Below are 23,357 nucleotides of genomic sequence, written 5' to 3'. Positions count from 1 at the left end.
CTCGGGTTGGTGCCGGTGCCGGTGCCGGTGCCGGTGCCGTCGGCGCCGCCTGGTCGCGTCGGCGTGCGCGGGTGAGGCACAGGCCTGCCGCGCCCACGGTGAGCAGGACAGGCCCAGCACGGCCAGGGACGGCGGAGGTTCCGGTACTGGGGAGTCGGCTGTCCGACGGGGTGCTGGAAGGCGGTGTGCCGGATGGCGAGGCGCTGGAAGGCGGTGTGCCGGATGGCGAGGCGCTGGAAGGCGGTGTGCCGGATGGCGAGGCGCTGGAAGGCGGTGTGCTGGAAGGCGGTGTGCTGGAAGGCGGTGTGCTGGAAGGCGGGGTGCGAGGCGCCACACGTCCGTCCGCTCCGCCCGACGCGTACGGACCGTGACAGCTCCTCGTACGCTGAGACCACACGCACAGGCAGAGGGAGCCCGCCATGGCCGGCTGGAACGCGAGTGACATTCCCGACCGCGGTGGTCGCACCGCCGTGGTGACGGGCGCCAACAGCGGCCTCGGCTACATCACGGCACGCGAACTCGCCCGCAGGGGCGCACGGGTCGTCCTCGCCTGCCGCAGCGAGACGCGAGGGACTGAGGCCGGGGAGCGCATTGCCGCCGAAGTGCCGGGCGCCGACGTGGAGTTCCAGCGGTTGGACCTCGGGGATCTGGACTCGGTACGGGAGTTCGCGGCCGGGTACGAGCGGGCGTGCGACCGCCTCGATCTCCTCGTCAACAACGCCGGTGTGATGGCTCTGCCCCCCGGCCGCACCGCCGACGGGTTCGAGACCCAGTTCGGCGTCAACCATCTCGGGCACTTCGCACTCACCGGCCTGTTGCTGCCCGCGCTGCTGGGGACTCCGGGTGCCCGGGTCGTGACCGTCTCCAGCATGGTGCACGCGCTGGCCAACATCGACATCGAGGACCTCAACAGCGAGCGCGGGCCGTACAGAAAGTGGATCGCTTACGCGCGGTCCAAGACCGCCAACCTCCTCTTCACCCATGAGTTGGCGCGGCGGCTCGCCGACATCGGCTCCGACGTCGTCGCGGCCGCCGCGCACCCCGGGTACGCCTCCACCAACCTGCAGACCGCCGGGCCGAAGCTGGAGGGCCGCAAGGGCGCCGAGCGGTTCATGGAGATCGGCAACCGGGTCTTCGCGCAGAGCGCCGAGGCCGGGGCGCTGCCCTCGCTGTACGCGGCCACCGCACCCGACGTGCGGCCCGACGCGTTCATCGGACCGTCGTTCGCGATGTGGCGCGGCTCGCCCGGGAAGTCCTGGCGTGCCGGCTGGACGGTCAACGACACGGCGGCGGAACGGCTTTGGGTCGCATCGGAGCGGCTGACCGGAGTCACGTACGACGCGCTCAAGGTGTGACGGCCCGGGGAGGACGGCGGTGCTGAGGGCCTCCGGGTCGCTGGCGTCGACGGCGATCGGCAGGACAGTCCCCAGCGAGCGGAGCCCATAGGCCGGTTCCTTCAGGCGGTCCTCGCGGCGGCCCAGTACGGCGACGGAGGCGCCGTCAGCGACCAAGCGCCGGGCCGTGACCGCGCCGATCCCGCTGGAGGCACCGGTGACGACCGCGCTACGGCCGGTCAGGGGGCGGTCGCCGATGTCGGCCCGGTGGGTGCTCGGGGTGGAGCGAGCGGTGGAGAGGTCGGTGGAGGAATGCGTCATGCCGACCACCGTGCGGGCTGCCCGGTCGTGCGAGCAGGCAATGGTGCTCCCAGGAGAGCGGATCGTAGGAGTACCGCGGCCACCTTCCGGGGCCCTGTACGGCCTCCGCCGCACCGGGGCCGCGCAGCCGTCCGGGCAGCCGTCGAGCAACGAACCGTGTGCCTCCGTGTTCGAGTCAGAGGGAACCGCCGCTGTCGATCACCAGATCCGTGCCGACCACCGACGCCGCGTCGTCGGACGCCAGGTAGAGGACGGCCGCGGCCACCTCCTGCGTCGCGGACACCCGGCCGAGCGGCAGTTCGTGCTTCACGCGGTCCACGCGCTCGGCCTCCGTCTCTCCGGGGCGCAGCGACATGGCGGTGGCGGAGGCGCCGGGGCTGACCACGTTGATACGGACGCCGTCGGCGATGTGGTCCAGGGCGGCGGCGCGGGTCAGCGCGGCGACGGCGGCCTTGGAGGCGGCGTAGGCGGCGACGCCCGGGCGGCGGGTGTGCAGGCCGATGGTGGAGGCGATGGTGACGATCGCGCCGCCTGACGGCTGGGTGCGCATCTGCTTGATCTCGGTCTGGAGGGCGAGGAACACGCCCGTGAGATTGGTGTCGAGCTGTGCGTGCCAGTCCGCTTCCGCGAGGTCGGCGAGGGGCTGCCCGCCGCGGAAGACGCCCGCGTTGTTCACCGCCACGTCCAGGGAGCCGAAGCGGTCCACGGTCGCCGCGACCAGGGTCTGCCAGTCGGCGGCGCGCGACACGTCCGCTGTCACGGCCAGGGCCTTGCCGCCCCGTTCCTCGATCCGCGCGACGGTTTCGTCGAGCGGGGCGGCGGTGCGCCCGGCGACGACGACGTGGGCGCCCTCGGCGGCGAGTGCGAGGGCCGTGGCGCGGCCGATGCCGGAGCCGGCGCCGGTGACGAGGGCCGTCCGGTCGGGGAAGCGCATAGCCATGAGGTCTCTTTTCTTGACCGATCGGTTCAGTATGGGGGCATGTTGAAAAGCCCCGGGGTGAGGGCAGTGGATCAGTCGAGCAGCAGCAGTGCCTGCTCCGCCGCGTCCTGGACGCGGGTCGGGTCCGTGGAGGCCTTGCCCACGACCCGCAGTCCCTGCATCAGGACCAGCAGCATGCGGGCCAGTGCCCGTGGATCGCGGTCCTCCGGCAGTTCCCCCTGCGCCTGTGCGCGGACTAGTGCCGAGTGCAGCAGGGTCTCGATGTGGTCCCAGCTGTGTGCGACCCGGCGGGCTGCGGCCGCGTCGTGCGGGGCGAGCTCGGAGGCTGTGTTGGTGACGAAGCAGCCGCTCAGGCGCTGCTCGTCGGTCGCGGCCTCGGTCGCGAAACGGCGTACCACGGTGCGTACGGCGGGCAACGCCGGCCCCGGCTGGGAGAGTTCGCGCAGCAGCCGGGGGTCGCGCGCCTGCTGGTAGCGGTCCAGTGCCTGGAGATACAGCCCGTGCTTGTTGCCGAACGTCGCGTAGATGCTGGCGCGTCCGACGCCGAGGTGTTCGACGAGGTCCGCCATGGACGTCGCCTCGTAGCCGCGCCGCCAGAACAGCTCCAGGGCTGCCTGCAGCGCGGCATCAGGATCGAATTCCTTGGTCCTGGCCACGAGCATGACCCTAGGACTTTCAGGAACGATCGGTCAAGTAAGCCTGGGGTGGCCGATGGGCAGGGGCCGGTCCGGCCACCCCGGCGGTCAGGAGGTGCGTACCTCGTACGTCGTCACCCGCACCGTCTCGTCGTCCAGGCACTGCCCCGACTCCAGGTCGAAGCGCTGCTTGAGGAGTGGGGAGGCGACGAACGGGCGGCCCTGGTGAGTGCCCGTCAGGCCGCGGGAGAGCACCGCCGCGCCGCTGAACGGGTCGCGGTTGTCGACGGCGTACGTCCGGCCCGTGCGGTCCAGGAACACCGCGACCTGGCGGCCGTCGGGAAGGAGGGCGGCGACTCCGCGGCCGGGACTCAGCTGGGAGAGGTCACACACCGTCAGCCAGCTGTCCTCCAGCTGCAGTTGAATCTTCAGGTCGGTCGTCTCGGGTGCCAGGGTCATCGCTGGGCGCTTCCTTCCAGGGGACGAGTGCCGATGGTCAGCAGCGGCAGGTCGGGCTTGATCTGGTCGCGCTCGGGGACGAAGCCGACGACCGGGTCGGGGGTGTCCGGGGCGTTCACGAAGGACACGAACCGGGCCAGCTTCTCGGGGTCGTTGATGGTCTCGGCCCACTCGTCGCGGTAGTTCGCCACGTGCGCCGACATCAGCGCCTCCAGCTCCTCGCAGATGCCCAGCGAGTCGTGGACCACCACATCGCGTACGTGGTCCAGGCCGCCCTCGATCCGCTCCAGCCAGGTCGATGTGCGCTCCAGACGGTCGGCCGTACGGATGTAGAACATCAGGAACCGGTCGATGAGGCGGACCAGTTCGGCGTCGGACAGATCCTGGGCCAGCAGGTCGGCGTGGCGCGGGGTCGCGCCGCCATTGCCACCGACGTACAGGTTCCAGCCGCTCGAAGTGGCGATCACACCGAAGTCCTTGGACTGGGCCTCGGCACATTCGCGGGCGCACCCGGAGACCGCCGACTTCAGCTTGTGCGGGGACCGGAGCCCCCGGTAGCGCAGCTCCAGGTCGATGGCCATGCGCACCGAGTCCTGCACGCCGTAGCGGCACCAGGTCTGGCCCACGCATGACTTGACCGTGCGGAGAGCCTTTCCGTACGCGTGGCCCGACTCGAAGCCGGCGTCCACCAACCTCGCCCAGATCAACGGAAGTTGCTCGACCCGCGCCCCGAACATGTCGATGCGTTGGCCACCCGTGATCTTCGTGTAGAGGCCGAAGTCCCTGGCCACCTCGCCGATCACGATGAGCTTCTCGGGGGTGATCTCGCCGCCGGGGATGCGCGGCACGATCGAGTACGAACCGTTCTTCTGCAGATTGGCGAGGAAGTGGTCGTTGGTGTCCTGGAGCGCGGCCTGTTCGCCGCCCAGGACATAGACGTCCGCGCCGATCGTCGGAGCGAGCGAGGCGATGATCGAGGCGACGGCGGGCTTGCAGGTCTCGCAGCCGTCGCCGCCGCGCGCGTTCTCCCGTCCGTGGCAGTCCAGGAGCTGCCGGTACGAAGTGATCCTCAGGGCCAGGACGATCTCGTACAGCTCCTCGCGGGTCTGCGAGAAGCAGCCGCACAGGCCCTTGTCGACCTCGACGCCGCTCGCCTCCAGCTCCGCGGTGACCAGCTGGCCGAGGACCTTGACGCAGCTGCCGCAGCCCGTGCCCGCCTTGGTGCACTTCTTGACTTCCGGAACCGTCGTGCACGAGTGCTCGGTGACCGCGCCGCGAATCGTGCCCTTGGTGACGTTGTGGCAGGAGCAGATGACGGCGGAGTCCGGGAGCGCGGAGGGGCCGAGGGCGACCGGGGCGCCCGCGCCCTCCGGCAGGACCAGCTGCTCGGGGGCGATCGGCGGCACCGAACCGGTGAAGGCGCGCAGGGTGCCGTACGCCTCCGCGTCGCCGACCAGGATGCCGCCCAGCAGCCGGCCGTCGCGGCCGATGACGAGCTTCTTGTACGTGCCCGAGCGCGAGTCGGCGTAGACGACGTCGAGGCAGTCCGCGGTGGCGCCGTGCGCGTCGCCGAAGGACGCGACGTCGACGCCGAGGAGCTTGAGCTTGGTGGAGAGGTCGGCGCCGGTGAAGCTCGCCTCGTCGGCCGCGATCGTGGCGGCGGCCGTCTCGGCCATCTCGTAGCCCGGCGCGACCAGGCCGTACACCCGGCCGTCCGACGCCAGTGCGCACTCGCCGATCGCGAACACGTACGGGTCCGAGGTGCGGCACTGCTCGTCGACCGTGATGCCGCCACGCTCGCCGACGTCGAGTCCGGTCTCGCGGGCGAGCTGGTCCCGGGGGCGTACACCCGCCGAGAACACCACCAGATCCGTGGGAAGTTCGGATCCGTCGGACAGCTTCATGCCGGTCACGGCGCCGTCGTCGCCGGCGACGACCTCCTGCGTGCCCGTGCCCGTGTGGACCGTCAGGCCCATGTCCTCGATGGTGCGCAGCAGCGCGGCGCCACCGCCCTCGTCGACCTGCACCGGCATCAGGCGCGGTGCGAACTCCACGATGTGCGTGGTCAGTCCGAGTCCCTTGAGCGCGCCCGCCGCCTCGAGTCCGAGCAGGCCGCCGCCGACCACCGCACCCGTCGTGGCCCGCGCCTTCGCGTACTCCTCGATCGCGAGGAGGTCCTCGATCGTGCGGTAGACGAAACAGCCCTCGGCGTCCTTGCCGGGGACCGGCGGGACGAAGGGGTACGAGCCGGTGGCGAGGACGAGGGTGTCGTACGAGACCACCAGGCCCGAGCGGGCCGTTACGGTCCGTGCCGCGCGGTCGATCGACGCGGCCGGGTCGCCGAGGTGCAGCTCGATGCCGTGATCCTTGATGAACTCCGCGTCGGTGAGCGAGAGTTCGTCCGGTGTGCGGCCCGAGAAGTACGAGGTGAGCTGGACCCGGTCGTACGCCGGGCGGGGCTCCTCGCACAGCACGACCACGCGGTGCGTGGCGGTCAGTCCGCGCTCGGCCAGCGCTTCGAGGAAGCGCTGGCCGACCATCCCGTGTCCGACGAGCACGATCGTGTGTGCGGTCCCGTCGGTGGCGTTCGCCGCCTTCGTCGCGTCCGTGGACATTCAGGAGCCTCCATCGTTGGTGAGCAGGTGGAGCAGGGGTGCGCCGTCCGAGGGGAGCGGCTCTGCTCCCTCCCAGGCGCGGGCGAGCGCGCCGACGGTGCCGAGTTCGCCGACGAGCACGCCGCCGACCACGCGGTCGTCGCGGACGACGACCTTGCGGTAGGTGCCGCGGGTGGCGTCGGTGAGCTGGACGACGTCGTCGCCCGGGCGGGGTTCGGGCTCGCCGAACGCGGCGAGGTCGAAGGGGGCGTCGCCGCCCGTGAGGGTGAGGCGGGTCAGGGAGCGGGTCCCGGTATAGCGGGCGTTCGCGTCTCCGGCGATCAGCTCGGCGAGCGTGTCCGCCTGCTCGAGCGCCGGTGTGGCCAAGCCGTAGAGGGTGCCCTTGTGCTGGGCGCAGTCGCCGATCGCCCGGATGTGCGGGTCGGACGTGCGCAGTTCGTCGTCGACGAGGATGCCCTTGTGGACGGCGAGTCCCGCGTCCTGGGCGAGGCCCACCCGCGGGTGGACGCCGCAGGCCAGGACGACGAGGTCGGCGTCGAGGGCGTACCCGTCGGCCATCTCGACCGAGCGGACCGCGCCGCCGACACAGCGCACGTCGCGCACCCGGCACTCGGTGTGTACCTCGACACCCAGGTCCGTGAGGTGCCGGTGGACCAGACGGGACGCGGACGGGTCGAGCTGGCGCTCCATGAGCCGCTCCGCCTGCTGGGCCAGCACCACCTGGGCGCCGCGCACGGCGAGCGCGCGGGCCGCGGAGACGCCGAGGAGACCACCGCCGATCACGACGGCGCGGGCGCCGGGCCGTACCGCCTTCGACAGCCCCAGGCAGTCGTCCATGGTGCGAAACGCGTGGACGCCTTCCGGGAGTTCGTGCCCGCCGTGGCCGAACAGGCCGCGCAGCGGCGGGAGCACGGGGTTCGAGCCGGTCGCGAGGACCAGCGTGTCGTATGCGATCACCGAGCCGTCCGCGCAGTTCAGCGTGCGCGCGTCGCGGTCGATTCCGGTGACCCGGCCGCGGGTCAGTCCGCCCGGCACCGGGAGGGCGATCACCTCCGGCGCGTACCGGCCGGCCAGGACCTCGGCGAGCAGGACGCGGTTGTAGGGGCGGTGCTCCTCCTCGCCGACGAGCTCGACGGACAGGGCGGGGGCGCCCGCCGTGCCGCCGGACGCGCCGAGCTCTTCGAGCCGCCGGGCGAGCCGGGCGCCCGCGAGCCCGGCGCCGATCACCACCACACGCGTATTCGAGGTCATGACCACACCGTGCGGTGCGGGTGTTACCCGGCCGCATCACGACTGTTTCCCGGGAGGAACGCTGCCCTCAGCGGGGGCGGGGCCCGGATGTGAGGGTTCGGCGCACCCGCCCGGAGACGGGTGTGAGGTGGGGTTAACCGAACCTGCGGTTTCCGTGCAGGCACGATCGATCACGGCGGCCCGGCACGGAAGCCTTGAGGCGTCGGGTTCCACCAGCTCACGCCCAGGGGGACACATCATGGCCATCGCCCGGAAACTTCAGCCACCGCCCGTCCGCGACGACTCCGCCGTACGCGTCTGGCGGGTCGTCCGGGAACCGTTCACGGCACAGGCCTGGCGCCGGGTCGCATACGCGCTGCTGGCGTTCCCGGTGGGGGTGATCTGCGTCCCACTGGCGCTGGTGGGCGCTCCGACCGCGCGCTGGCAGCGAGCGCTCGTACGCAATTTCCTGGGCGTCCCGGGCGCCCAGGGTGTCCCTGGCAGGGAGCCGCTCGGGTCCGCGCGCGGTCTGGCCCACGCGGTCCTCGCAGCACCCCTCGACCTCGTCGTACTGGCGGTCACGGTCTACGGCTGGTCCCTGGTGCCGATGAACCTGGGCTGGCCCCTGCGCGCCGCCGGATCCGACTACGCGGACGCCTGGGGCGGGCCCACCTTCGCCGGGGCCTGGACCTTCCACGCGATCGTCGGCGGGCTCGGATTCCTGCTGCTCATGCCATGGCTCGGCCGGGTCATGGCGTCCGTACAGCTTCGCCTCGCGGCGGCGCTCCTCTCTTAGGTTGATCCCATGAACCGCCTCCGCGCCACGCTGCGCTTCCCCTTCGGGCGGCAGGCCCTCGCGGCCCTTCTCTACGGGCTGATCGCCTTCCCGCTCGCCCTGGTCGGGTTCGTTCTCACCCTCGTGGGGCTGCTGGTCGGCGGCGTGCTGTCCGTGACCACGCTGGGACTGTGGCTGATCGCCGTCACCGTACGGGGAGCGCTCGCCCTGGGCAGGCTCCAGCGCGCGCTGGCCCGGCACCTGCTGGGGCTGGAGATCGAGCACCCGACGCGCCGCGAGGGCGCCGGGATCCTGGGCTGGCGACGCGCTCTGCTCGGCGACCGGAGCGGCTGGCGTGCCGTCGCCTGCGCGTTGGCGACGCCTTTCACCGCCGTCTTCGGGTACGCCGCCATCGTCATCGGCTACGTGTACGGCGTCCTGCTCACCCTCCACCCCCTCCTCAAGCACTGGAACTACAACACCGAGCGGGCGAGCGACGGCACGGAGCGCCGCGTCTCACTGGAGTTCTTCGGCTTCCAAGTCGACTCCTGGCCACGGTGGTTGATCCCTGTGGCCCTCGGGCTGTTGCTTCTCGCCACCGCCCGCCGGCTGCTGCGGTACGGACTGGGTCCGCACCGCGCGCTGCTCACGGTGCTGCTCGGCCCCGATGCCGCCGAGCGCCGCATCCGGGCCTTGGAGGAGACCCGTGCCCAGGCCGTGGACGACGCGGCGGCGACCCTGCGGCGCATCGAACGCGACCTGCACGACGGCACGCAGGCCCGGCTGGTCGGCCTCGCGATGCACCTCACGATGATCCGCGAGCTGATCGGCACGGGGGCTTCCCCGGAACAGTTGCTCGCCGTCGTCGACACCGCGCGGGGCAACGCCACTCAGGCCATCGCCGACCTGCGCCACCTCGTCAAGGGCATCCACCCGCCCGTATTGGACCAGGGCCTGGACACCGCCCTGGCCACGCTCGCCGCCGACAGCGCCCTGCCCGTCGAGGTCACCACCGACATCGCGTCCCGCCCGAGCCCGGCGGTCGAGTCGATCGCGTACTTCTGCGCCGCCGAGCTCCTCGCCAACGCGACCAAGCACAGTGGGGCGACCGGCGCCACCGTGACGGTGACCGCGCGGGACGGGCTGCTGCGGCTGAGCGTGCGCGACGACGGACGCGGGGGAGCGGTGATCGGCGCGGGCTCGGGCCTGACCGGGCTGCTCACCCGGGCCCGGACCGTCGACGGCACGCTCACCTGCGACAGCCCGCCGGGAGGGCCTACCGTGGTCACGGTCGAACTGCCGTACTGATCACGAGGGTCACATGGGTCGCATGCGCGTCGTCATCGCCGAGGACTCCGCACTGCTGCGGGACGGGCTGGTCCAGCTCCTCCAGCTGCGCGACGTGGAGGTCGCGGCCGCCGTGGGGGACGCCGACGCGCTGCTGGCCGCCGTGGCCGAGCACCGCCCGGACGTCGCCGTCGTCGACATCCGGCTGCCGCCGACCCAGACGGACGAGGGGGTCAGGGCGGCCGTACGACTGCGCAAGGACCACCCCGGCACCGGGGTGCTGATCTTCTCGCAGTACGTGGAGACGACGTACGCGACCGAACTCCTCGGTGAACCGGCCGGATTCGGCTACCTCCTCAAGGAACGCGTCGTCGACATCGGCGAGTTCGTGGACGCCATGGAGCGGGTCGCCGGAGGTGGCACGGCCCTCGACCCCGAGGTCGTCGCCCAGCTCTTCGGCGCGAGCCGCCGCGCCACCGCGCTCGACACGCTCACGCCCCGCGAGCGCGAGGTCCTCGCCCTGATGGCAGAGGGCCGCACGAACCACGCGATCGCCGCGGCCTTCACCGTCTCCGAACGGGCCGTCGAGAAGCACATCGCCAACATCTTCACCAAGCTCGACCTGCCCCCCTCCGACACCGGACACCGACGGGTACTGGCGGTCCTGCGCTACCTGGACACGGTGAACTGAAGCCGCGCGGAATGACGCAGAGCGTTGCAGACAGGCACAGACATACGTGCACGGACAAGGCGCAGAAGGTCATGGGCGGACGCGGAGAGAACCGGGTCGTACCTCAGAAGACGCTCAAGCTTCACCAGGATTCATGGACGGCGCATCTATCCCGTCCATAGGGTCGCGATCATGCCCGACATATCGCTGACCATGGTCGCCGTCCTGTGCCTCGCCTCCCTGGCGGCCGGCTGGATCGACGCGGTCGTGGGCGGCGGCGGGCTGCTTCTGCTCCCCGCGCTGCTGCTCGGGCTGCCCAGTGGCACCCCGGCGGCGTACGCGCTCGGGACGAACAAGGCGGTGGCCATCGTCGGTACGACGGGCGCGGCGGTGACGTACGCGCGCAAGGCGCCCGTCGATGTGCGCCTGGCCGTACGGATCGGGCTCGCGGCGCTCGCCGGTTCGACGGCGGGGGCGTTCGTCGCGGCCGGGCTGAGCACCGAAGTCCTGAAGCCGGTCGTCATGGTGGTCCTCGTCGGCGTCGGCACCTTCGTCATCCTCAAGCCCGCCTTCGGTACGGCGCCCTCGACCGCCCCGGTCTCCCCGCGTCGCGTCCTCGCCGCGATCGGGCTCGCGGGCCTGGGCATCGGCTTCTACGACGGGCTGATCGGACCTGGCACGGGTACCTTCCTCGTGCTAGCCCTCACCGCGCTGCTCCACCTCGACCTGGTGACCGCCTCCGCCACCGCCAAGATCGTCAACTGCTGCACCAACGCGGGGGCCCTCGCCACCTTCGCCTGGAAAGGCACGGTGCACTGGCAGTTGGCCGCCCTGATGGCCGTCTTCAATCTGGTGGGCGGCACGGTGGGAGCGCGCACCGCGCTCAAGAAGGGCAGCGGGTTCGTTCGGGTGGTGCTGCTGACGGTGGTGTTCGCGCTCGTGGCGAATCTGGCGTACCAGCAGTGGATCGCATAGCGCGGTGGTGGGGCGTCACTGCTTCAGCGTGACGTCGGCGGTCCAGGCGTCGCCGAACGCGTAGGGCGTCCCGTCGTCGTATTTCCCGCTGTCCGTGAACGCTCCGTCGACGCTGAGCTTTTCACCCGGTACGGACGACCGAAGGATGTCGCACATCTGCGGGACCGTACTGACCGGAGTGTTCTTGAGATGGGTGATGACGACACCGTCGTAAATGCCGGCCTCGGCGGCCGGGGAATTGCTGTCCACGGTCGACACGTAGAGACCGTCGATGTTCTTGGCGGCGAGCCGCTTCTGGAGCGCCAGTACTGCGGCCTGGTCCTCATCGGCGAAGTTGGCGGCGAAATCGGGGTCGCTGAGCGCGACCAGTCCCTGCCATCCGGGATTGTTCTTGCTCTTTCCGTCGGCCAGCCCTTGGAGAAGGGGCTGGGCGTGATCGCTGGTGATGGAGTAGTACTGACCCTCGGTGCCCGACAGGCTGTAGGTGTTGATTCCGACGAGCTTGGCATCGCTGTTGAGCAGTGGGCCTCCGGAGTTGCCCTGGTTGAGCGTTGCCGAATGCTGCACGGCGGACGGAAGGTCGGGCGAGCTGAACTGGTCCGACAGAGCGACGTCGGGCGACTGGACCACGCCGCTGGTCAGTACGGGCTTCTCATGACTGATGTCGCCGGCCGCAATCGGGTAGCCGATCGCGGTCACTTCGTCCCCCTGCTGGAGATCGCCGCTGTCGCCGAACTCCACCTGCTTGAGGTCGTCCTGTGGGGTGGCGAGTTTGATGACCGCCAGGTCCTCGCAGGGATCGCTGGCCAACAATCGGACGGGAACGGGTGCGCCGTCCTCAATACGGACCTGGAGAGAGGTCTGACCGGCCACCACATGGTCGTTGGTGAGGATCAGACCCTGATCGGCGTCGTAGATGATTCCCGTACCGTAGGCCTGCTTGCCGGCCACCACCTGCACGGTCGCGGGCGCCACCTCTTCGAAGATCTCTTTCGGCGACAAGTCGTCCGCTCGCGCCTCGGTCGTCGTAAGACCGCCGCTCAATGCGATGGCTGACACAGCGGTGACGACCATTCTCGCAATCGGCCGCATACGGGCCCTCCCAGCTCCCGGCCGGCGGCCCCAACACCCAAGCCGGGGAAAAGAACTGCCCTTTTCAGCCTAATGCCCCGGAAAACGCCTGTCGCGGTGAAGCGGCACCGCTGGTCAGCGGACTCCTCAGGCCGCTCCGGGGCGGCTCCCCGTCAGGTGGGCGAAGACGACCACGTTGCCCTGGTATCCCGTCGTCTTCGAGTAGCCGCCGCCGCAGGTGATGACGCGGAGTTCGGGGCGGGGGGCGGCGCCGTACACCTTCTCGTCGGGGAAGTCGCGGGCCTGGTACACCTCGACGGCGTCGACGGTGAAGACGGCCGTGCCGCCGTCGCGTCGCGCCACCTCGATGGCGCTGCCCTTCTTGACGGCGCCGAGGTCGTAGAAGACGGCCGGGCCCTCGGCGTTGTCGACGTGTCCGGCGACGATGGCGGTGCCCCGCTCGCCGGGGGAGGTGCCGGCCTCGTACCAGCCGGCCAGGTTCTTCTCCTCGGGGGGCGGGACGTCCAGGCTGCCCTGCGGGGTGAGGCCGAGGCCCATCAGCGGGGCGTCCACCCGGATCGAGGGGATGCGGATGCGTTCGGGCGGGGAGTGCGGCAGCGCGGGCGCCCCGGAGGGACGGTCACGGGTGTCGGGCGACGCGGCCTGCGCGGCGGACGGCTGGGGCGGCGCATGGGTCTCGGCGCCGCTGCGCAGCAGCCACGCGCCGGAGCAGAGTGCGACCGCGGTGACGGACGCTATGGCGATGTTGCCGGCGTGACCGGCCTCTCGTTTTCTGCCGATCTTGCGGATCCTGCGAATCTTGCGGATCCTGCCGATCCCATAGACCTTGCCTGTCCTGCTGAAACGCCGCACGTGAGCCTCCTCTCCGGTGCTCCTCTCTCGGCCCCGTTCCCCCTCCGGGCCGCGAGGGGCGTCGGGCCACGGAGGGGGAGGGGACGGCGGTACCGGTGGACGGACAGCGGAGGGTGTCCGTCAGATCCCGTCGCCTCTCGCCCGGCGATGCAGGAGCCAGGTACCGCCCGCGGCGGCGACGGCCAAGGCCGCCACTCCCGCCGCGGTCTGCACGGGATCGGGGCCCAGTGCGCCGCCGACCCCCGTATTCACATGTCCGCGCGGTTGGATCTGTTCGCGCGTGGACGTCAGCGTCACCATCAGGTCCCCCGTCACCTTCCGGCCGCCGCACGTCGCGACGATCTCGTACGTCCCCGGCTGCGCACTCGGCGGCACCCGGAACTGGCCGATCACGTCGTGCTCGTGCGCGCTCGGGGCGAGGGCGAAGGCGCCCGCGCCCACCGCGCTGGCGTCGCCCGTCGCCGCGTCCGCGCCGCACGCCGCCGTGTTGACGGTGACTGCCGAACCAGGGATGACACTGGAGGGGAACACCTCCAGGCGGCCCGCGTCCCCGCTGTACGCGGGCGCGGTGGCGAGGCTCGCGGCGGCGACGGCGAGCGCGGTACCGGTCAGCAGACGGGCGGTACGTCGCATCGTGCTTGCTCCTCCGAGGGGGCGCGGCCCGCGACACCCCCAAGTGCCGCTGCGTCGGTCGTGCCCCTGCTCTTTCGAGGTAAGTGGCACATGACCGCGCTCGCTTCCTGAAGGGGTGTCAGAAATGATGTGAATGGGTGTCAGGTGGGCGGCCGGGAGGGGGTGAGGTGGCGGCATTTCAGCAGGTCACTGGCGTGTTGCGGGTGCGTTGTGGAAGAGAACCCGAAGGGCGGCGGGCGGAGGTGTGAACGGGTGACCGGGGCGGGCGTCCGGGGGCGCTTCCGGGGCGGGGGCGGGGCGGCGCGGCGCGGCGCGTGACGAGGGTGACGGTGAGGGCGGGGGTACGGTCGGGGTCGGGGGCGCGGGCGGGGTTGGGGTCGGGTGTCGGCGTGGAAGCCGAATGGGGTGCCGCGCAGCCTGAACCCGGTGGGGGTTGAAGCAAGCGCGACCTGTGGTCCGTGCCGCCTGAGGCGTGTGCGGCTTGCAGCCCGTACGGCTTGAGGCGTGTGCGGCTTGCAGCCCGTACGGAAGCGTGTGCGGCTTGTGGTCCGTGCGGCGTGCAGCCTGCACCGCTTGACCTCAATAAAACTTGAGGTATGAGGCTGTGCGTCATGAAGACAGCCACAGCTGGTTCCACCGTCCCCGTCCAGACGTCGCAGACCCCCGTGCGGGTCGCCGTAGTCATCGGCAGCAACCGAGAGGGCCGCTTCGGGCCCGTCGTCGCCGACTGGCTGCTGGCCCGGATCCGCGAACGCGACGACTTGGCCCCCGAGGTCGTCGACGTCGCCTCCCTCCAGCTTCCGACGGTCCTTTCGCACTCCCCGTCCCCCTCGGTGGCCGCCGAGCTCTCGAAGGTCACGCCCGCCCTCGCCGTCGCCGACGCCTTCGTCGTTCTCACCCCCGAGTACAACCACTCCTTCCCCGCCGGCCTCAAGAACCTCATCGACTGGCACTACACCGAGTGGCGCGCCAAACCCGTCGCCCTCGTCTCGTACGGCGGCGTCTCCGGGGGCCTCCGCGCCGTCGAACACCTTCGCCAGGTCTTCGCGGAACTTCACGCCGTGACGGTGCGGGACACGGTGTCCTTCCATGGCGCGGGTGCCGCGTTCGACGCGGAGGGGCAGCCGCGCGATCCCGAGGCTCCGGTGGCCGCGGCGAAGGTGATGCTGGACCAACTGGGCTGGTGGGCCCAGGCGTTGAGGGAGGCGAAGGAGAGGAGGCCGTACGGGGGGTAGGGGAGGCGAGAAACCCAACGCTCGCCCCCGGCTGGGGGCGAGCGCGGCCACCGGTCACGACGGAAGGGGCCCCTGCCCGGCCTGCGGGACCCTGGTGTCCTCAGTCGTCCGTCGGGTTCTCTCTCCGCCGCCTCCACCACCAGAGCTCGTTGGCCAGGTGGTCCTCGTCGAAGGCGGAGCTGAGGAGAGGCACCCGCTCGTACAGCACCTCCGTTCAGCGCACGGGCGAGCGCGCCACCCGGAACCCCACGTCGTCGACCCGGAACGTCGGATGGCTGCGGCGGCGCGCGGAGGCTCGGCAGCTCCAGTGTTCGTCGAACCAGCCGCCGCCGCGCAGCACGCGGTAACTGCCGTAGACCTCGGGGTCGTAGAGGTCCCAGCACCAGTCCCAGACGTTGCCGATCATGTCGTACAGGCCCCACGGATTGGGCCGCTTGGTGCCCACCTCGTGGATCGTCTCGTGCGCGTTGTCGCGGTACCAGGCGATCTCGTCGAGCGGCCCGTACCGCGGTCCGGTAGTCCCGGCACGGCAGGCGTGTTCCCACTCGGCCTCGGTCGGCAGCCGGTACCCGTCGGCGGACGCGGCCCACTCGACCCGCTCGTCCTCACCGCGGAGGCGGTAGGCGGGCGTGAACCCGTCGCGCTCGGACAGCGCGTTGCAGAACCGGACCGCGTCCCACCACGAAACACTCTCTACGGGCAACCGCTCCCCACGGGCGGCACTCGGCCACTGACCCGTGACTTCCGCGTACAGCTCCTGTGTGACCGGGCACGCCGCCAGCTCGTAGGGCGCGACCTCGACCGGCCAACTCCGCCGGGTGCGCCGGTCCGACAGCGTCACCCGCCCCGCCGGGACGGTGACCATCGCCGCCCGCCCCGTCGGGACCGGGGTCATCTCGTTTCCTGCGTTCGCGCCCATGGGCAGGCGATCCTATCGGCGTCTGCCCATGGGCGAGGGCCCACCGCCTGGCGGGCCGATCAGCTCACCGACACCGCCGACCAGGCAGCCGCCACGGCGTTGTACTCCGTACTGCCCGCCCCGTACAGGTCCTTGGCCGCGTTCAGGGTGGCCGTGCGGGCGCCCGCGTAGTTCGTCGAGGACGTCATGTAGACCGTCAGCGCGCGGTACCAGATCTTGCCGACCTTGTCCCGGCCGATCCCGGTCACCGTCGAGCCGTTGCACGTCGGGGAGTTGTAGCTGACGCCGTTGATGGTTTTCGCGCCGCTGCCCTCCGACAGCAGATACGCGAAGTGGTTGGCCACGCCCGAGGAGTAGTGCACGTCCAGGTTCCCCACCGAACTGCTCCAGCAGTCGGCGGAGTTGCCGTCCTTCGACGGCTTGTCCATGTAGCGCAGGGCCGTCTTGCCGAAGCCCGAGCGGACGATCTTCTCGCCGATGAGGTAGTCGCCGAGATCGGAGGAGTTGTTCGCGTACCACTCCACCATGGTGCCGAAGATGTCCGAGGTCGCCTCGTTGAGGCCGCCGGACTCGCCCGAGTACGTCAGCGCCGCCGTCTTCGACGTGACGCCGTGCGACATCTCGTGCCCCGCGACGTCCAGCGCGACGAGCGGGCCGAACGTCGTCCCGTCACCGTCCCCGTACGTCATGCAGAAGCAGTTGTCGTCCCAGAAGGCGTTGTTGTAGTTGGTGCCGTAGTGCACGCGGTTGTACGAGCCCTTGCCGTCGCCCGCGATGCCGTTGCGGCCGTGGACGTTCTTGTAGTAGTCCCAGGTCTCGTTGGTGCCGTACTGCGCGTCGACGGCGGCCGAGGAACGGTCGGCCGTCGTGCCGGTGCCCCAGTGGTTGTCCGCGTCGGTGAAGAGGGTTGCGGGAGCCCGGCTGATGCAGACCGTCAGGATGCAGACGTCCGTCTTGTTCGCGGCGTCGCCCGTGTAGGTGTTGCCGCGCGTCGGATCCTTGAGCTGGTACGTCGATCCGGAGAGCGTCGTCTCCAGCGGGACCGTTCCGCTGTACAGGGACTTTCCGTCGCCGCTCGCGGTCTCGATGTTGTCCCACGCGTCGATCTGCCGACCGGTGCGGGCGTCGGTCAACACCGTACGGGCCACCGGGTTGCCCAGCGAGTCCTGTCCCGCCACGTCGGTGCGCCAGGCCAGCTTGGGTGCGCCGTGCAGGGCGTCCACGACGAGCTGGGGCTTGGCCGTCAGGTTGCGCAGCAGTTCGCCGGCGTTCGCGGCACGCAGCGCGTTCGTGGCCAGATCGGCGGCCTGCGGGGCCTGCACGGCAGGGGTGATCGTCGGTACGGAGATGGTGCGCCCGGTGGCCCGGTTCGTGCTGCGGTACGAGCCGTTCGGCGCCAGATGGAGAACGAAGTCACCCCCCAGTACCGGCAGTTGATGGTAGGTCCGGTCGTAGCGCACATGCTGGCTGCCGTCCGCGTCGACGACCACGTCGCGGACGCTGGTGCCCTGGGCCGAGGTGAGGCCGAGGCGCGCGGCCTGGGCGATCAGCGCCGACGCGGCGTTGCTGATCGCGGTGGCCCGGCTCGGCCTGCTGTCCGCGCTCGCTGTGGGGGCGAGCGCGGCGGCCAGCAGCGTGGCGGTGGTGGCGGCTACGCCTGCGGTGGCGAGACGGGAACTTCGGATGTGTCGTATCCGACTCATCGGTCTCCTAGGGAAGGCGCCTCGGGGCGCGTGGGGGCGGCGCTGAAGTTGATTCAGATTTAAAGGTCCATGACATGTCGTGTCCATAGCGCGCACTGGCGGATGTGTGTGGGTGTGTGAGGGTGTGGAGAGGAGCGAGAATCGTTTCTGCAAAGGGCTCCGGCGGAGCCTCGGCAACGACGCGGAAGAGAGGCCGATCATGGCCACGTACGGCTGGCTGACCGTGCTGACCACGACCGATGCCATCGAGAAGGCGGAGGCCCTCGCCCGCGGCGCGGTGCAGGCGAGGGTCGCGGCCTGTGCGCAGATCTCCGGTCCGGTGACGTCGGTGTACCGCTGGAAGGGGGCCGTCGAGAGCGCCGCCGAGTGGCAGGTGCTGTTCAAGACGACGGGCGCCCGGTACGACGCGCTGGAGGCGTATCTGCGCGAGGCGCACGACTACGACACCCCCGAGATCGTCGCGACGCCGGTCGTCCGGGGGAGCGCGGACTATCTGCGCTGGCTGGAGGAGGAGACCGCTTCTTGAACGAAGGGGAACTGCCCTTCTTCGTCTACGGCACCCTGCGTCCCGGCGAGCACAACCACGACCTGTTCCTGCGTGGGCGTACGGAATCCGAGGAGCCGGGACGCATGCGCGGGGTCGTGCTGTACGACGGGCCCGGGTATCCGTACGCCGTGGAGGAGCCGGGGGGTGTCGTGTGTGGGGAAGTGGTCACCGCGTTGCCCGAGCTGTACGGGGAGTTGCTCGCCGCGCTCGACCGGCTGGAGGAGTACGTGCCGGGAGACCCCCGCAACCTGTACGAGCGTGTGGCACGCGACGTGACCCGCGAGGACGGCACCGTTGTCCGCGCCTGGGCGTACGTGGCCGCGCCGGGCGTCGCCGCGCAGTTGCGGGGCCGGGGCAAGCTCATCGAGGGTGGGGAGTGGCGATCGGGGAGCTGAGGCGGGGCGTGGGCATCGGGGGCGGGGGTGCCGGTCGGGGTGGGTGCGCTCAGCGGCGCTCGCAGGGTGCCGCTCTCTTTGGGGCAGGTGCCACCCCCGCGGCACCCAGTGGCCAGAACGGCAGCGCGGTGCGCAGATCGGCCCGTATCGACTTGTACGTGGCCATCGCGTCGCGCACCAGGGCGAGCTGACCGGGCGTCATGCGGTCCAGGTGGCCGGAGAGGTGGACCCGGCCGAGCAGGGCGGAGCCGAGGGTGAAGGCGATCTCGGCGTCGGTGAAGTCCGGTTGCGGGTAGGCCCACACGGCGCCCTGCTCCGGCGGCACCGCCGTGGGCGCGGCCGCGGCGATCGGCGGGTAGCGCAGGAGGTCCTGCTGGTCCGACGTGGACTGGACCTGGGTGGCGGCGAGGGACGCGCCGTCCATGCGCAGGCCGCCCGAGGCGCAGTTCTCCAGGACCAGGGGGGGTGGCGGTCCAGGACGGACGAGAGCCAGCCGAGCCAGGCGCGCGAGTGGGCGAGGTGCCCGGGTGCCGACGTGGTGATGTTGTAGTCGAGCTTGAGGTAGCCCACGCCCAGCTCGCCGACGAGCCGGTCGACCGTTCAGCGTGTTCATGTAGTCGTTGAAGACGACGGGGAGACGCTCGTGGTCCGGGTGCGGGCGGCGCATGAGACGGCGGTACGAGGTCAGCGCGGCCAGCGCTCCGTCGAAGCCGTCGCCGAGCGCGAGGGCCGCGTACTCGGACGCGAACTCCTCTCCAGGGGCGAGGATTTGGCGCCACTGGTGGCCGTCCGCCGTCGGGCCGCTCAGGGCGAGGCAGGTGTGACGGTCGGCCTCGCCCGTCTCCCACAGCCGGCTCGCGGCGGACTCGATCTGCCACAGCAGGCAGCGCCCGTCGGTACGGTCGGTGAACGCGCCCATCGGCAGATGGCCGTCGGCCGGCCAGCTGCCGCGCGCGGCGAGCCGCAGCCCGGCCCGCCCGTCGTGCCCGTGGAACTCCCGCCCGACGTCGGGCACGGACTCCCGCAACGCTTCCCCGTACCAACGGCATTCGGCGAGCCAGTCGTTGCGCGCCCGGTGCACGTCGAGCACGTCCGGTGAGGGCAGCGCGCCCAGCAGCAGACTGCTCACCGAGCGCACGGTGACCGGCGCCTTCGAGTCGTTGCGCAGTCGGACGCGGGAGCGCAGCACCGGGACGCCGTCCGGCGAGGAGTAGTCGACGAACACCGCCAACCGGCCTGCGGGATCGCAGAGTTCGACCCTCAGGTGGTGCCAGCCGTCGCCGTACGTCGCGTGGTGTGCCCGGTGCCTCAGGCGTGCCCCCAGCGCCGTACCCGTGAAGCGCGGCCCGGACCAGCCGGTGCCGTCGCCGAACAGTGTCACGTCGACCAGCGGCAGCGCGGCCCCGGCTGCCCCCTTGACGTCACCGTCGCCGGGACGCGCGAGCCGGATCAGCCGGGGGGTGTCACCATCCAGGTCGAAGTCGACGGTGAGCTCCGAATGCCCCAGCGGTAACCGGACTCCTGAGCCATGCGATCCCCCCGCGGCGGGCACCTCCCGCCGCCCGGCGGCGCCGCGTGTCCGGGATGCCAACTCCCCGACCGATACCCCTACTTCACCGACTCCACACGCACCGCACAGGTCTTGAACTCCGGCATCCGCGAGGTCGGGTCGAGGGCCGGGTTGGTCAGGGTGTTGGCCCGGCCCTCGCCCGGCCAGTGGAAGGGCATGAACACGGTGTCGGGGCGGATGGCGGTCGTGATCCGGGCCGGTGCGACGGCCCGGCCGCGCCGTGACACCACCGCCACCGCGTCCCCGTCCGCCGTCCCGAGTCGCTCGGCCAGCCGCGGATGCATCTCCACGAAGGGCCCGGGCGCCGCGGCGTTCAGCTCGTCGACCCGCCGGGTCTGCGCACCCGACTGGTACTGCGCGACCACCCGGCCGGTGGTCAGCAGGACCGGGTATTCGTCGTCCGGCTCCTCGGCCGCCGCGCGATGGGACACCGGAACGAAGCAGGCCCGGCCGTCCTCGGTGGCGAAACGGTCCAGGAAGAGGCGGGGCGTGCCGGGGTGGGCGCCGACCGTGAGGCCGTCCTCGGCACGTTCGTCGGGGAGGAGCTCCGGGGAGGTGTCCTCGGCCGGGTCGTCCTGGAGCACGTCCAGTGAGGCGTCCTCGCAGTCGCCGGCGCCCTCCGCGCCCGCCGGCGCCGGGCACGGCCAGAACACCCCGTCCTCCTCCGCGAGCCGCCGGTAGGTGATCCCCGAGTAGTCCGCCGCTCCGCCCGCGCTCGCCCTGCGCAGCTCGTCGAAGACCTCCTCCGGGTCCGTCGGGAAGCCCTTCTCCACATCCAGTCGGGCGGCGAGTTCGTGCAGGACGTGCAGGTCGCTGCGTACGCCGTCGGGAGGGGTGATCGCCTGGCGGCGCAGCAGCACCCGGCCCTCCAGGTTCGTCGTCGTGCCGGTCTCCTCGGCCCATTGCGTCACCGGCAGGACGACGTCCGCGAGGGCGGCCGTCTCGGAGAGGACGACGTCCGCGACCGCCAGGAAGTCCAGTGACTTCAGGCGCTGCTCGATGTGCGCGGCACGCGGAGCGGACACCACCGGGTTCGAGCCCATCAACAGCAGTGAGCGGATGTCCGTCCCCATCGCGTCGAGGAGTTCGTACGCACTCCGCCCGGGCCCCGGCAGCGAGTCCGGGTCGACTCCCCACACCTCGGCAACGTGGCGCCGCGCCGCCGGGTCCGTCAGCTTGCGGTAGCCGGGCAGCTGGTCGGCCTTCTGGCCGTGCTCCCGCCCACCCTGCCCGTTGCCCTGCCCGGTGAGGCAGCCGTACCCGGACAGCGGACGCCCCGCACGGCCGGTCGCGAGACACAGGTTGATCCACGCGCCCACGGTGTCCGTGCCCTTCGACTGCTGCTCGGGCCCGCGCGCGGTGAGCACCATGGCGGCCTCCGGCTCGCAGAACAGCCGTACAACTTCCCGGAGTTGTGGAACCGACACCCCCGTGATCCGCTCCACGTACTCCGGCCAGTGCGCCATGGCCGCCGACCGCGCCTCCTCCCAGCCGCTCGTACGGGTCCGGATGTACTCCTCGTCCGTACGCCCCTCGGCGACGATCAGGTGGAGCAACCCCAGCGCGAGCGCCAGGTCCGTACCCGGGCGCGGTGCCAGATGCAGGTCGGCCTGCTCGGCCGTCCGGGTGCGGCGCGGGTCGATGACGATCAGCGTGCCGCCGTTCTCCTTCAGCTCGGTGAGGTAGCGCAGCGCGGGCGGCATCGTCTCGGCGAGGTTGGAGCCGACGAGGATCACACAGCCGGTCCTCGGGATGTCCTCCAGCGGGAAGGGAAGACCCCGGTCGAGGCCGAAGGCCTTCATGCCGGCCGCCGCCGCCGACGACATGCAGAAACGTCCGTTGTAGTCGATCTGCGAGGTGCCGAGGACGACGCGGGCGAACTTCCCCAGCGCGTACGCCTTCTCGTTCGTCAGTCCGCCCCCGCCGAACACCCCGCACGCGTCCGGGCCATGCTCCGTACGCGTGCGGGACAGCCCCTCGGCGATCCGGTCGAGCGCCTCACCCCAGGTCGCGGGCTCCAGAACGCCCGCGTTGCGGACCAGCGGGGAGGTCAGCCGCACCCGGGACGAGAGCAGCTCGGGCGCCGTACGGCCCTTGCCGCACAGGGCCCCCCGGTTCACCGGAAAGTCCGCGCGCTCGCTCACCTCGACGCCCCCGCCGGACGCGGGCGTCAGATTCATCCCGCACTGCAGGGCGCAGTACGGGCAGTGGGTCGGCGTCACGGAGGTGTTCATACCGCTCAGCGTGCGTCGGGCGTGTTACGCGCCGGGGCGGGGAGCGTTACGCGGCCGGGACGGGGACCTCCCGGCCGGTCATGGCCCGCCGTGAGGGTTTCAGCCCGACCGGCGTTCGAGGACGAGCGGGAAGCGCGATATGGGGGGAGCGGGGGCGGAGCCCGGTAGGGACGGAGGAGGCGAAAAGCCACCGCAGCACCCCCCTATCGCGCCGCCCCCAACGCCCGCGCGACCCCCGGCTCCTTCGGTCCCAGGAACCGCGGATCCGGCTTGAACACCGCGTCCAGCGCGGCCTTCCCCGCGGCGAAGATCTCGCGAGTGCCCCCGTAGTACCAGGTGACGTCGTGCTTGGCGTCGACCCCGACCCCGTACGACTCGACCCCCGCAGCCTGACAGAGCGCGACCGCCCGGCGGATGTGGAAGCCCTGACTGATCAGCACGGCCCGGTCGACGCCGAAGATCTTCTTCGCGCGGACACAGGAGTCCCAGGTGTCGAAGCCGGCGTAGTCGCTGACGATCCGCCCGTCGGGCACGCCGCGCTTGGTGAGGTACGCGCGCATCGCGTCCGGCTCGTCGTAGTCCTTGCGGCTGTTGTCGCCGGTGACGAGGACGACCTCGACCCGGCCCGCCCGGTAGAGCTTCGCGGCCGCGTCGAGGCGGTGAGCGAGGTACGGCGACGGCTCGCCGTCCCACAGGCCCGCGCCGAAGACCACCGCGACCTCGGTGCGCGGGACGTTCGCCGTCGTGCGCAGCCGGTCGCCCGTCACCACGTACATCCAGGTCGCGGGCAGCAGCGCGAGCACGCACAGCACCATGAGCCCCTGCACGGCGCGCCGCTGTCCGGTACGTGTACGGGGCAGACGCAGCACGCGCGGTATGCGCGGTTTCGGTAGCTTCGGACGGCGCATCGAACGGTCCCCTCCCCAGGTGGCCTCG

The 23,357-nt window shown here is 71.3% G+C and carries 21 protein-coding genes and 2 pseudogenes; 9 read left to right on the top strand and 14 right to left on the bottom strand.

The features are described from left to right. The first annotated feature begins 185 nt into the window (after window positions 1-185). Both ACIBK0_RS01540 and ACIBK0_RS01535 read left to right on the top strand, forming a co-directional pair. Window positions 186-371: a hypothetical protein gene (locus ACIBK0_RS01540; protein WP_399074396.1), complete on the top strand. Its 186-nt coding sequence runs from the start codon at window positions 186-188 to the stop codon at window positions 369-371. Between the two features lie 48 nt (window positions 372-419). Next, window positions 420-1,355 carry an oxidoreductase gene (locus ACIBK0_RS01535; protein WP_399074394.1) on the top strand — a complete coding sequence of 312 codons (936 nt, stop codon included), beginning with the start codon at window positions 420-422 and terminating at the stop codon, window positions 1,353-1,355. Window positions 1,356-1,427: 72 nt separating this feature from the next. Here the strand turns inward: ACIBK0_RS01535 and ACIBK0_RS01530 are convergent. The 6 genes and pseudogenes from ACIBK0_RS01530 to ACIBK0_RS01505 form a co-directional block, all read right to left on the bottom strand. Further along, a pseudogene (locus ACIBK0_RS01530) lies at window positions 1,428-1,655 on the bottom strand (SDR family NAD(P)-dependent oxidoreductase); the annotation flags it as partial. 175 nt (window positions 1,656-1,830) lie between these two features. Beyond that, window positions 1,831-2,595: an SDR family NAD(P)-dependent oxidoreductase gene (locus tag ACIBK0_RS01525; protein WP_399074392.1), complete on the bottom strand. Its 765-nt coding sequence runs from the start codon at window positions 2,593-2,595 to the stop codon at window positions 1,831-1,833. A 71-nt stretch (window positions 2,596-2,666) separates the two neighbouring features. Next, window positions 2,667-3,251: a TetR/AcrR family transcriptional regulator gene (locus ACIBK0_RS01520; protein WP_399074390.1), complete on the bottom strand. Its 585-nt coding sequence runs from the start codon at window positions 3,249-3,251 to the stop codon at window positions 2,667-2,669. Between the two features lie 87 nt (window positions 3,252-3,338). Next, entirely contained in the window at window positions 3,339-3,689 is a 351-nt protein-coding gene (gene nirD, locus ACIBK0_RS01515; protein ID WP_399074388.1) for a nitrite reductase small subunit NirD, read from the bottom strand. Beyond that, entirely contained in the window at window positions 3,686-6,304 is a 2,619-nt protein-coding gene (gene nirB, locus ACIBK0_RS01510; protein WP_399074386.1) for a nitrite reductase large subunit NirB, read from the bottom strand. The genes nirD and nirB overlap by 4 nt, the downstream gene beginning before the upstream one ends. Beyond that, window positions 6,305-7,555 (bottom strand): NAD(P)/FAD-dependent oxidoreductase, encoded by a 1,251-nt coding sequence (locus ACIBK0_RS01505; protein ID WP_399074384.1) that lies wholly within the window; start codon window positions 7,553-7,555, stop codon window positions 6,305-6,307. It lies immediately after the preceding gene. Window positions 7,556-7,793: 238 nt separating this feature from the next. Here ACIBK0_RS01505 and ACIBK0_RS01500 point away from each other — a divergent pair, with 238 nt between their 5' ends. From ACIBK0_RS01500 to ACIBK0_RS01485, 4 genes are all read left to right on the top strand, one after another. After that, the gene (locus tag ACIBK0_RS01500) at window positions 7,794-8,330 is read left to right on the top strand and encodes a hypothetical protein (RefSeq protein ID WP_399074382.1); all 537 of its coding nucleotides are present in this window, start codon (window positions 7,794-7,796) and stop codon (window positions 8,328-8,330) included. A gap of 9 nt (window positions 8,331-8,339) precedes the next feature. Further along, a complete protein-coding gene (locus ACIBK0_RS01495; protein WP_399074380.1) occupies window positions 8,340-9,617 on the top strand; it encodes a sensor histidine kinase in 1,278 nt (425 codons plus the stop codon). Between the two features lie 22 nt (window positions 9,618-9,639). Beyond that, complete coding sequence (locus ACIBK0_RS01490; RefSeq protein WP_399074379.1) at window positions 9,640-10,287, top strand: LuxR C-terminal-related transcriptional regulator; 648 nt, start codon at window positions 9,640-9,642, stop codon at window positions 10,285-10,287. Between the two features lie 171 nt (window positions 10,288-10,458). Beyond that, entirely contained in the window at window positions 10,459-11,241 is a 783-nt protein-coding gene (locus ACIBK0_RS01485; protein WP_399074377.1) for a sulfite exporter TauE/SafE family protein, read from the top strand. A gap of 15 nt (window positions 11,242-11,256) precedes the next feature. On the opposite strand, the gene ACIBK0_RS01480 is transcribed toward ACIBK0_RS01485, so the two are convergent. The 3 genes from ACIBK0_RS01480 to ACIBK0_RS01470 all read right to left on the bottom strand — a co-directional run bounded on the left by ACIBK0_RS01480 (window position 11,257) and on the right by ACIBK0_RS01470 (window position 13,818). Continuing rightward, window positions 11,257-12,300, bottom strand: coding sequence for a S1C family serine protease (locus tag ACIBK0_RS01480; protein ID WP_399074375.1), 1,044 nt, complete (start codon window positions 12,298-12,300; stop codon window positions 11,257-11,259). A 159-nt stretch (window positions 12,301-12,459) separates the two neighbouring features. Next, window positions 12,460-13,113, bottom strand: coding sequence for a class F sortase (locus ACIBK0_RS01475; protein ID WP_399075102.1), 654 nt, complete (start codon window positions 13,111-13,113; stop codon window positions 12,460-12,462). Between the two features lie 192 nt (window positions 13,114-13,305). Beyond that, complete coding sequence (locus ACIBK0_RS01470; protein ID WP_399074373.1) at window positions 13,306-13,818, bottom strand: hypothetical protein; 513 nt, start codon at window positions 13,816-13,818, stop codon at window positions 13,306-13,308. A 611-nt stretch (window positions 13,819-14,429) separates the two neighbouring features. Here ACIBK0_RS01470 and ACIBK0_RS01465 point away from each other — a divergent pair. Continuing rightward, window positions 14,430-15,053, top strand: a complete 624-nt coding sequence (locus tag ACIBK0_RS01465; RefSeq protein WP_399074371.1) for an NADPH-dependent FMN reductase — start codon at window positions 14,430-14,432, stop codon at window positions 15,051-15,053. 214 nt (window positions 15,054-15,267) lie between these two features. On the opposite strand, the gene ACIBK0_RS01460 is transcribed toward ACIBK0_RS01465, so the two are convergent. Continuing rightward, on the bottom strand, window positions 15,268-15,918 hold the full coding sequence (locus ACIBK0_RS01460; RefSeq protein WP_399075100.1) for a formylglycine-generating enzyme family protein: 651 nt from the start codon (window positions 15,916-15,918) through the stop codon (window positions 15,268-15,270). A gap of 113 nt (window positions 15,919-16,031) precedes the next feature. Next, window positions 16,032-17,675 carry a M4 family metallopeptidase gene (locus ACIBK0_RS01455; protein ID WP_399074369.1) on the bottom strand — a complete coding sequence of 548 codons (1,644 nt, stop codon included), beginning with the start codon at window positions 17,673-17,675 and terminating at the stop codon, window positions 16,032-16,034. Window positions 17,676-17,874: 199 nt separating this feature from the next. Between ACIBK0_RS01455 and cutA the strand changes: the two genes are divergently transcribed. Both cutA and ACIBK0_RS01445 read left to right on the top strand, forming a co-directional pair. After that, complete coding sequence (gene cutA, locus ACIBK0_RS01450) at window positions 17,875-18,201, top strand: divalent-cation tolerance protein CutA (protein ID WP_399074367.1); 327 nt, start codon at window positions 17,875-17,877, stop codon at window positions 18,199-18,201. Next, window positions 18,198-18,617 carry a gamma-glutamylcyclotransferase family protein gene (locus ACIBK0_RS01445; protein WP_399074365.1) on the top strand — a complete coding sequence of 140 codons (420 nt, stop codon included), beginning with the start codon at window positions 18,198-18,200 and terminating at the stop codon, window positions 18,615-18,617. Before cutA ends, ACIBK0_RS01445 begins: the two co-directional genes overlap by 4 nt. A gap of 94 nt (window positions 18,618-18,711) precedes the next feature. Here ACIBK0_RS01445 and ACIBK0_RS01440 read toward each other — a convergent pair. The 3 genes and pseudogenes from ACIBK0_RS01440 to ACIBK0_RS01430 form a co-directional block, all read right to left on the bottom strand. After that, window positions 18,712-20,169, bottom strand: a pseudogene (locus tag ACIBK0_RS01440) (alpha-galactosidase); the annotation flags it as partial. Between the two features lie 56 nt (window positions 20,170-20,225). Then, complete coding sequence (locus ACIBK0_RS01435) at window positions 20,226-22,421, bottom strand: molybdopterin oxidoreductase family protein (protein WP_399074363.1); 2,196 nt, start codon at window positions 22,419-22,421, stop codon at window positions 20,226-20,228. Between the two features lie 203 nt (window positions 22,422-22,624). After that, entirely contained in the window at window positions 22,625-23,329 is a 705-nt protein-coding gene (locus ACIBK0_RS01430; RefSeq protein ID WP_399074361.1) for a vancomycin high temperature exclusion protein, read from the bottom strand. Between the last annotated feature and the right edge of the window lie 28 nt (window positions 23,330-23,357).

It is taken from the genome of Streptomyces sp. NPDC050564 (genome assembly GCF_044457265.1).
Taxonomy (GTDB): domain Bacteria; phylum Actinomycetota; class Actinomycetes; order Streptomycetales; family Streptomycetaceae; genus Streptomyces.
This window is presented reverse-complemented; position numbering and strand designations above follow the sequence as displayed.

Bases quoted from the DNA above. Each gene is read 5' to 3' on its own strand.
- ACIBK0_RS01490 (WP_399074379.1), top strand. From the start codon at position 9,640: ATGCGCGTCGTCATCGCCGAGGACTCCGCACTGCTGCGGGACGGGCTG.
- ACIBK0_RS01495 (WP_399074380.1), top strand. From the start codon at position 8,340: ATGAACCGCCTCCGCGCCACGCTGCGCTTCCCCTTCGGGCGGCAGGCC.
- ACIBK0_RS01525 (WP_399074392.1), bottom strand. From the start codon at position 2,595: ATGGCTATGCGCTTCCCCGACCGGACGGCCCTCGTCACCGGCGCCGGC.
- ACIBK0_RS01465 (WP_399074371.1), top strand. From the start codon at position 14,430: ATGAAGACAGCCACAGCTGGTTCCACCGTCCCCGTCCAGACGTCGCAG.
- ACIBK0_RS01430 (WP_399074361.1), bottom strand. From the start codon at position 23,329: ATGCGCCGTCCGAAGCTACCGAAACCGCGCATACCGCGCGTGCTGCGT.
- ACIBK0_RS01500 (WP_399074382.1), top strand. From the start codon at position 7,794: ATGGCCATCGCCCGGAAACTTCAGCCACCGCCCGTCCGCGACGACTCC.
- ACIBK0_RS01460 (WP_399075100.1), bottom strand. From the start codon at position 15,918: ATGGTCACCGTCCCGGCGGGGCGGGTGACGCTGTCGGACCGGCGCACC.
- nirB (WP_399074386.1), bottom strand. From the start codon at position 6,304: ATGTCCACGGACGCGACGAAGGCGGCGAACGCCACCGACGGGACCGCA.
- nirD (WP_399074388.1), bottom strand. From the start codon at position 3,689: ATGACCCTGGCACCCGAGACGACCGACCTGAAGATTCAACTGCAGCTG.
- cutA (WP_399074367.1), top strand. From the start codon at position 17,875: ATGGCCACGTACGGCTGGCTGACCGTGCTGACCACGACCGATGCCATC.
- ACIBK0_RS01505 (WP_399074384.1), bottom strand. From the start codon at position 7,555: ATGACCTCGAATACGCGTGTGGTGGTGATCGGCGCCGGGCTCGCGGGC.
- ACIBK0_RS01535 (WP_399074394.1), top strand. From the start codon at position 420: ATGGCCGGCTGGAACGCGAGTGACATTCCCGACCGCGGTGGTCGCACC.
- ACIBK0_RS01435 (WP_399074363.1), bottom strand. From the start codon at position 22,421: ATGAACACCTCCGTGACGCCGACCCACTGCCCGTACTGCGCCCTGCAG.
- ACIBK0_RS01485 (WP_399074377.1), top strand. From the start codon at position 10,459: ATGCCCGACATATCGCTGACCATGGTCGCCGTCCTGTGCCTCGCCTCC.
- ACIBK0_RS01470 (WP_399074373.1), bottom strand. From the start codon at position 13,818: ATGCGACGTACCGCCCGTCTGCTGACCGGTACCGCGCTCGCCGTCGCC.
- ACIBK0_RS01455 (WP_399074369.1), bottom strand. From the start codon at position 17,675: ATGAGTCGGATACGACACATCCGAAGTTCCCGTCTCGCCACCGCAGGC.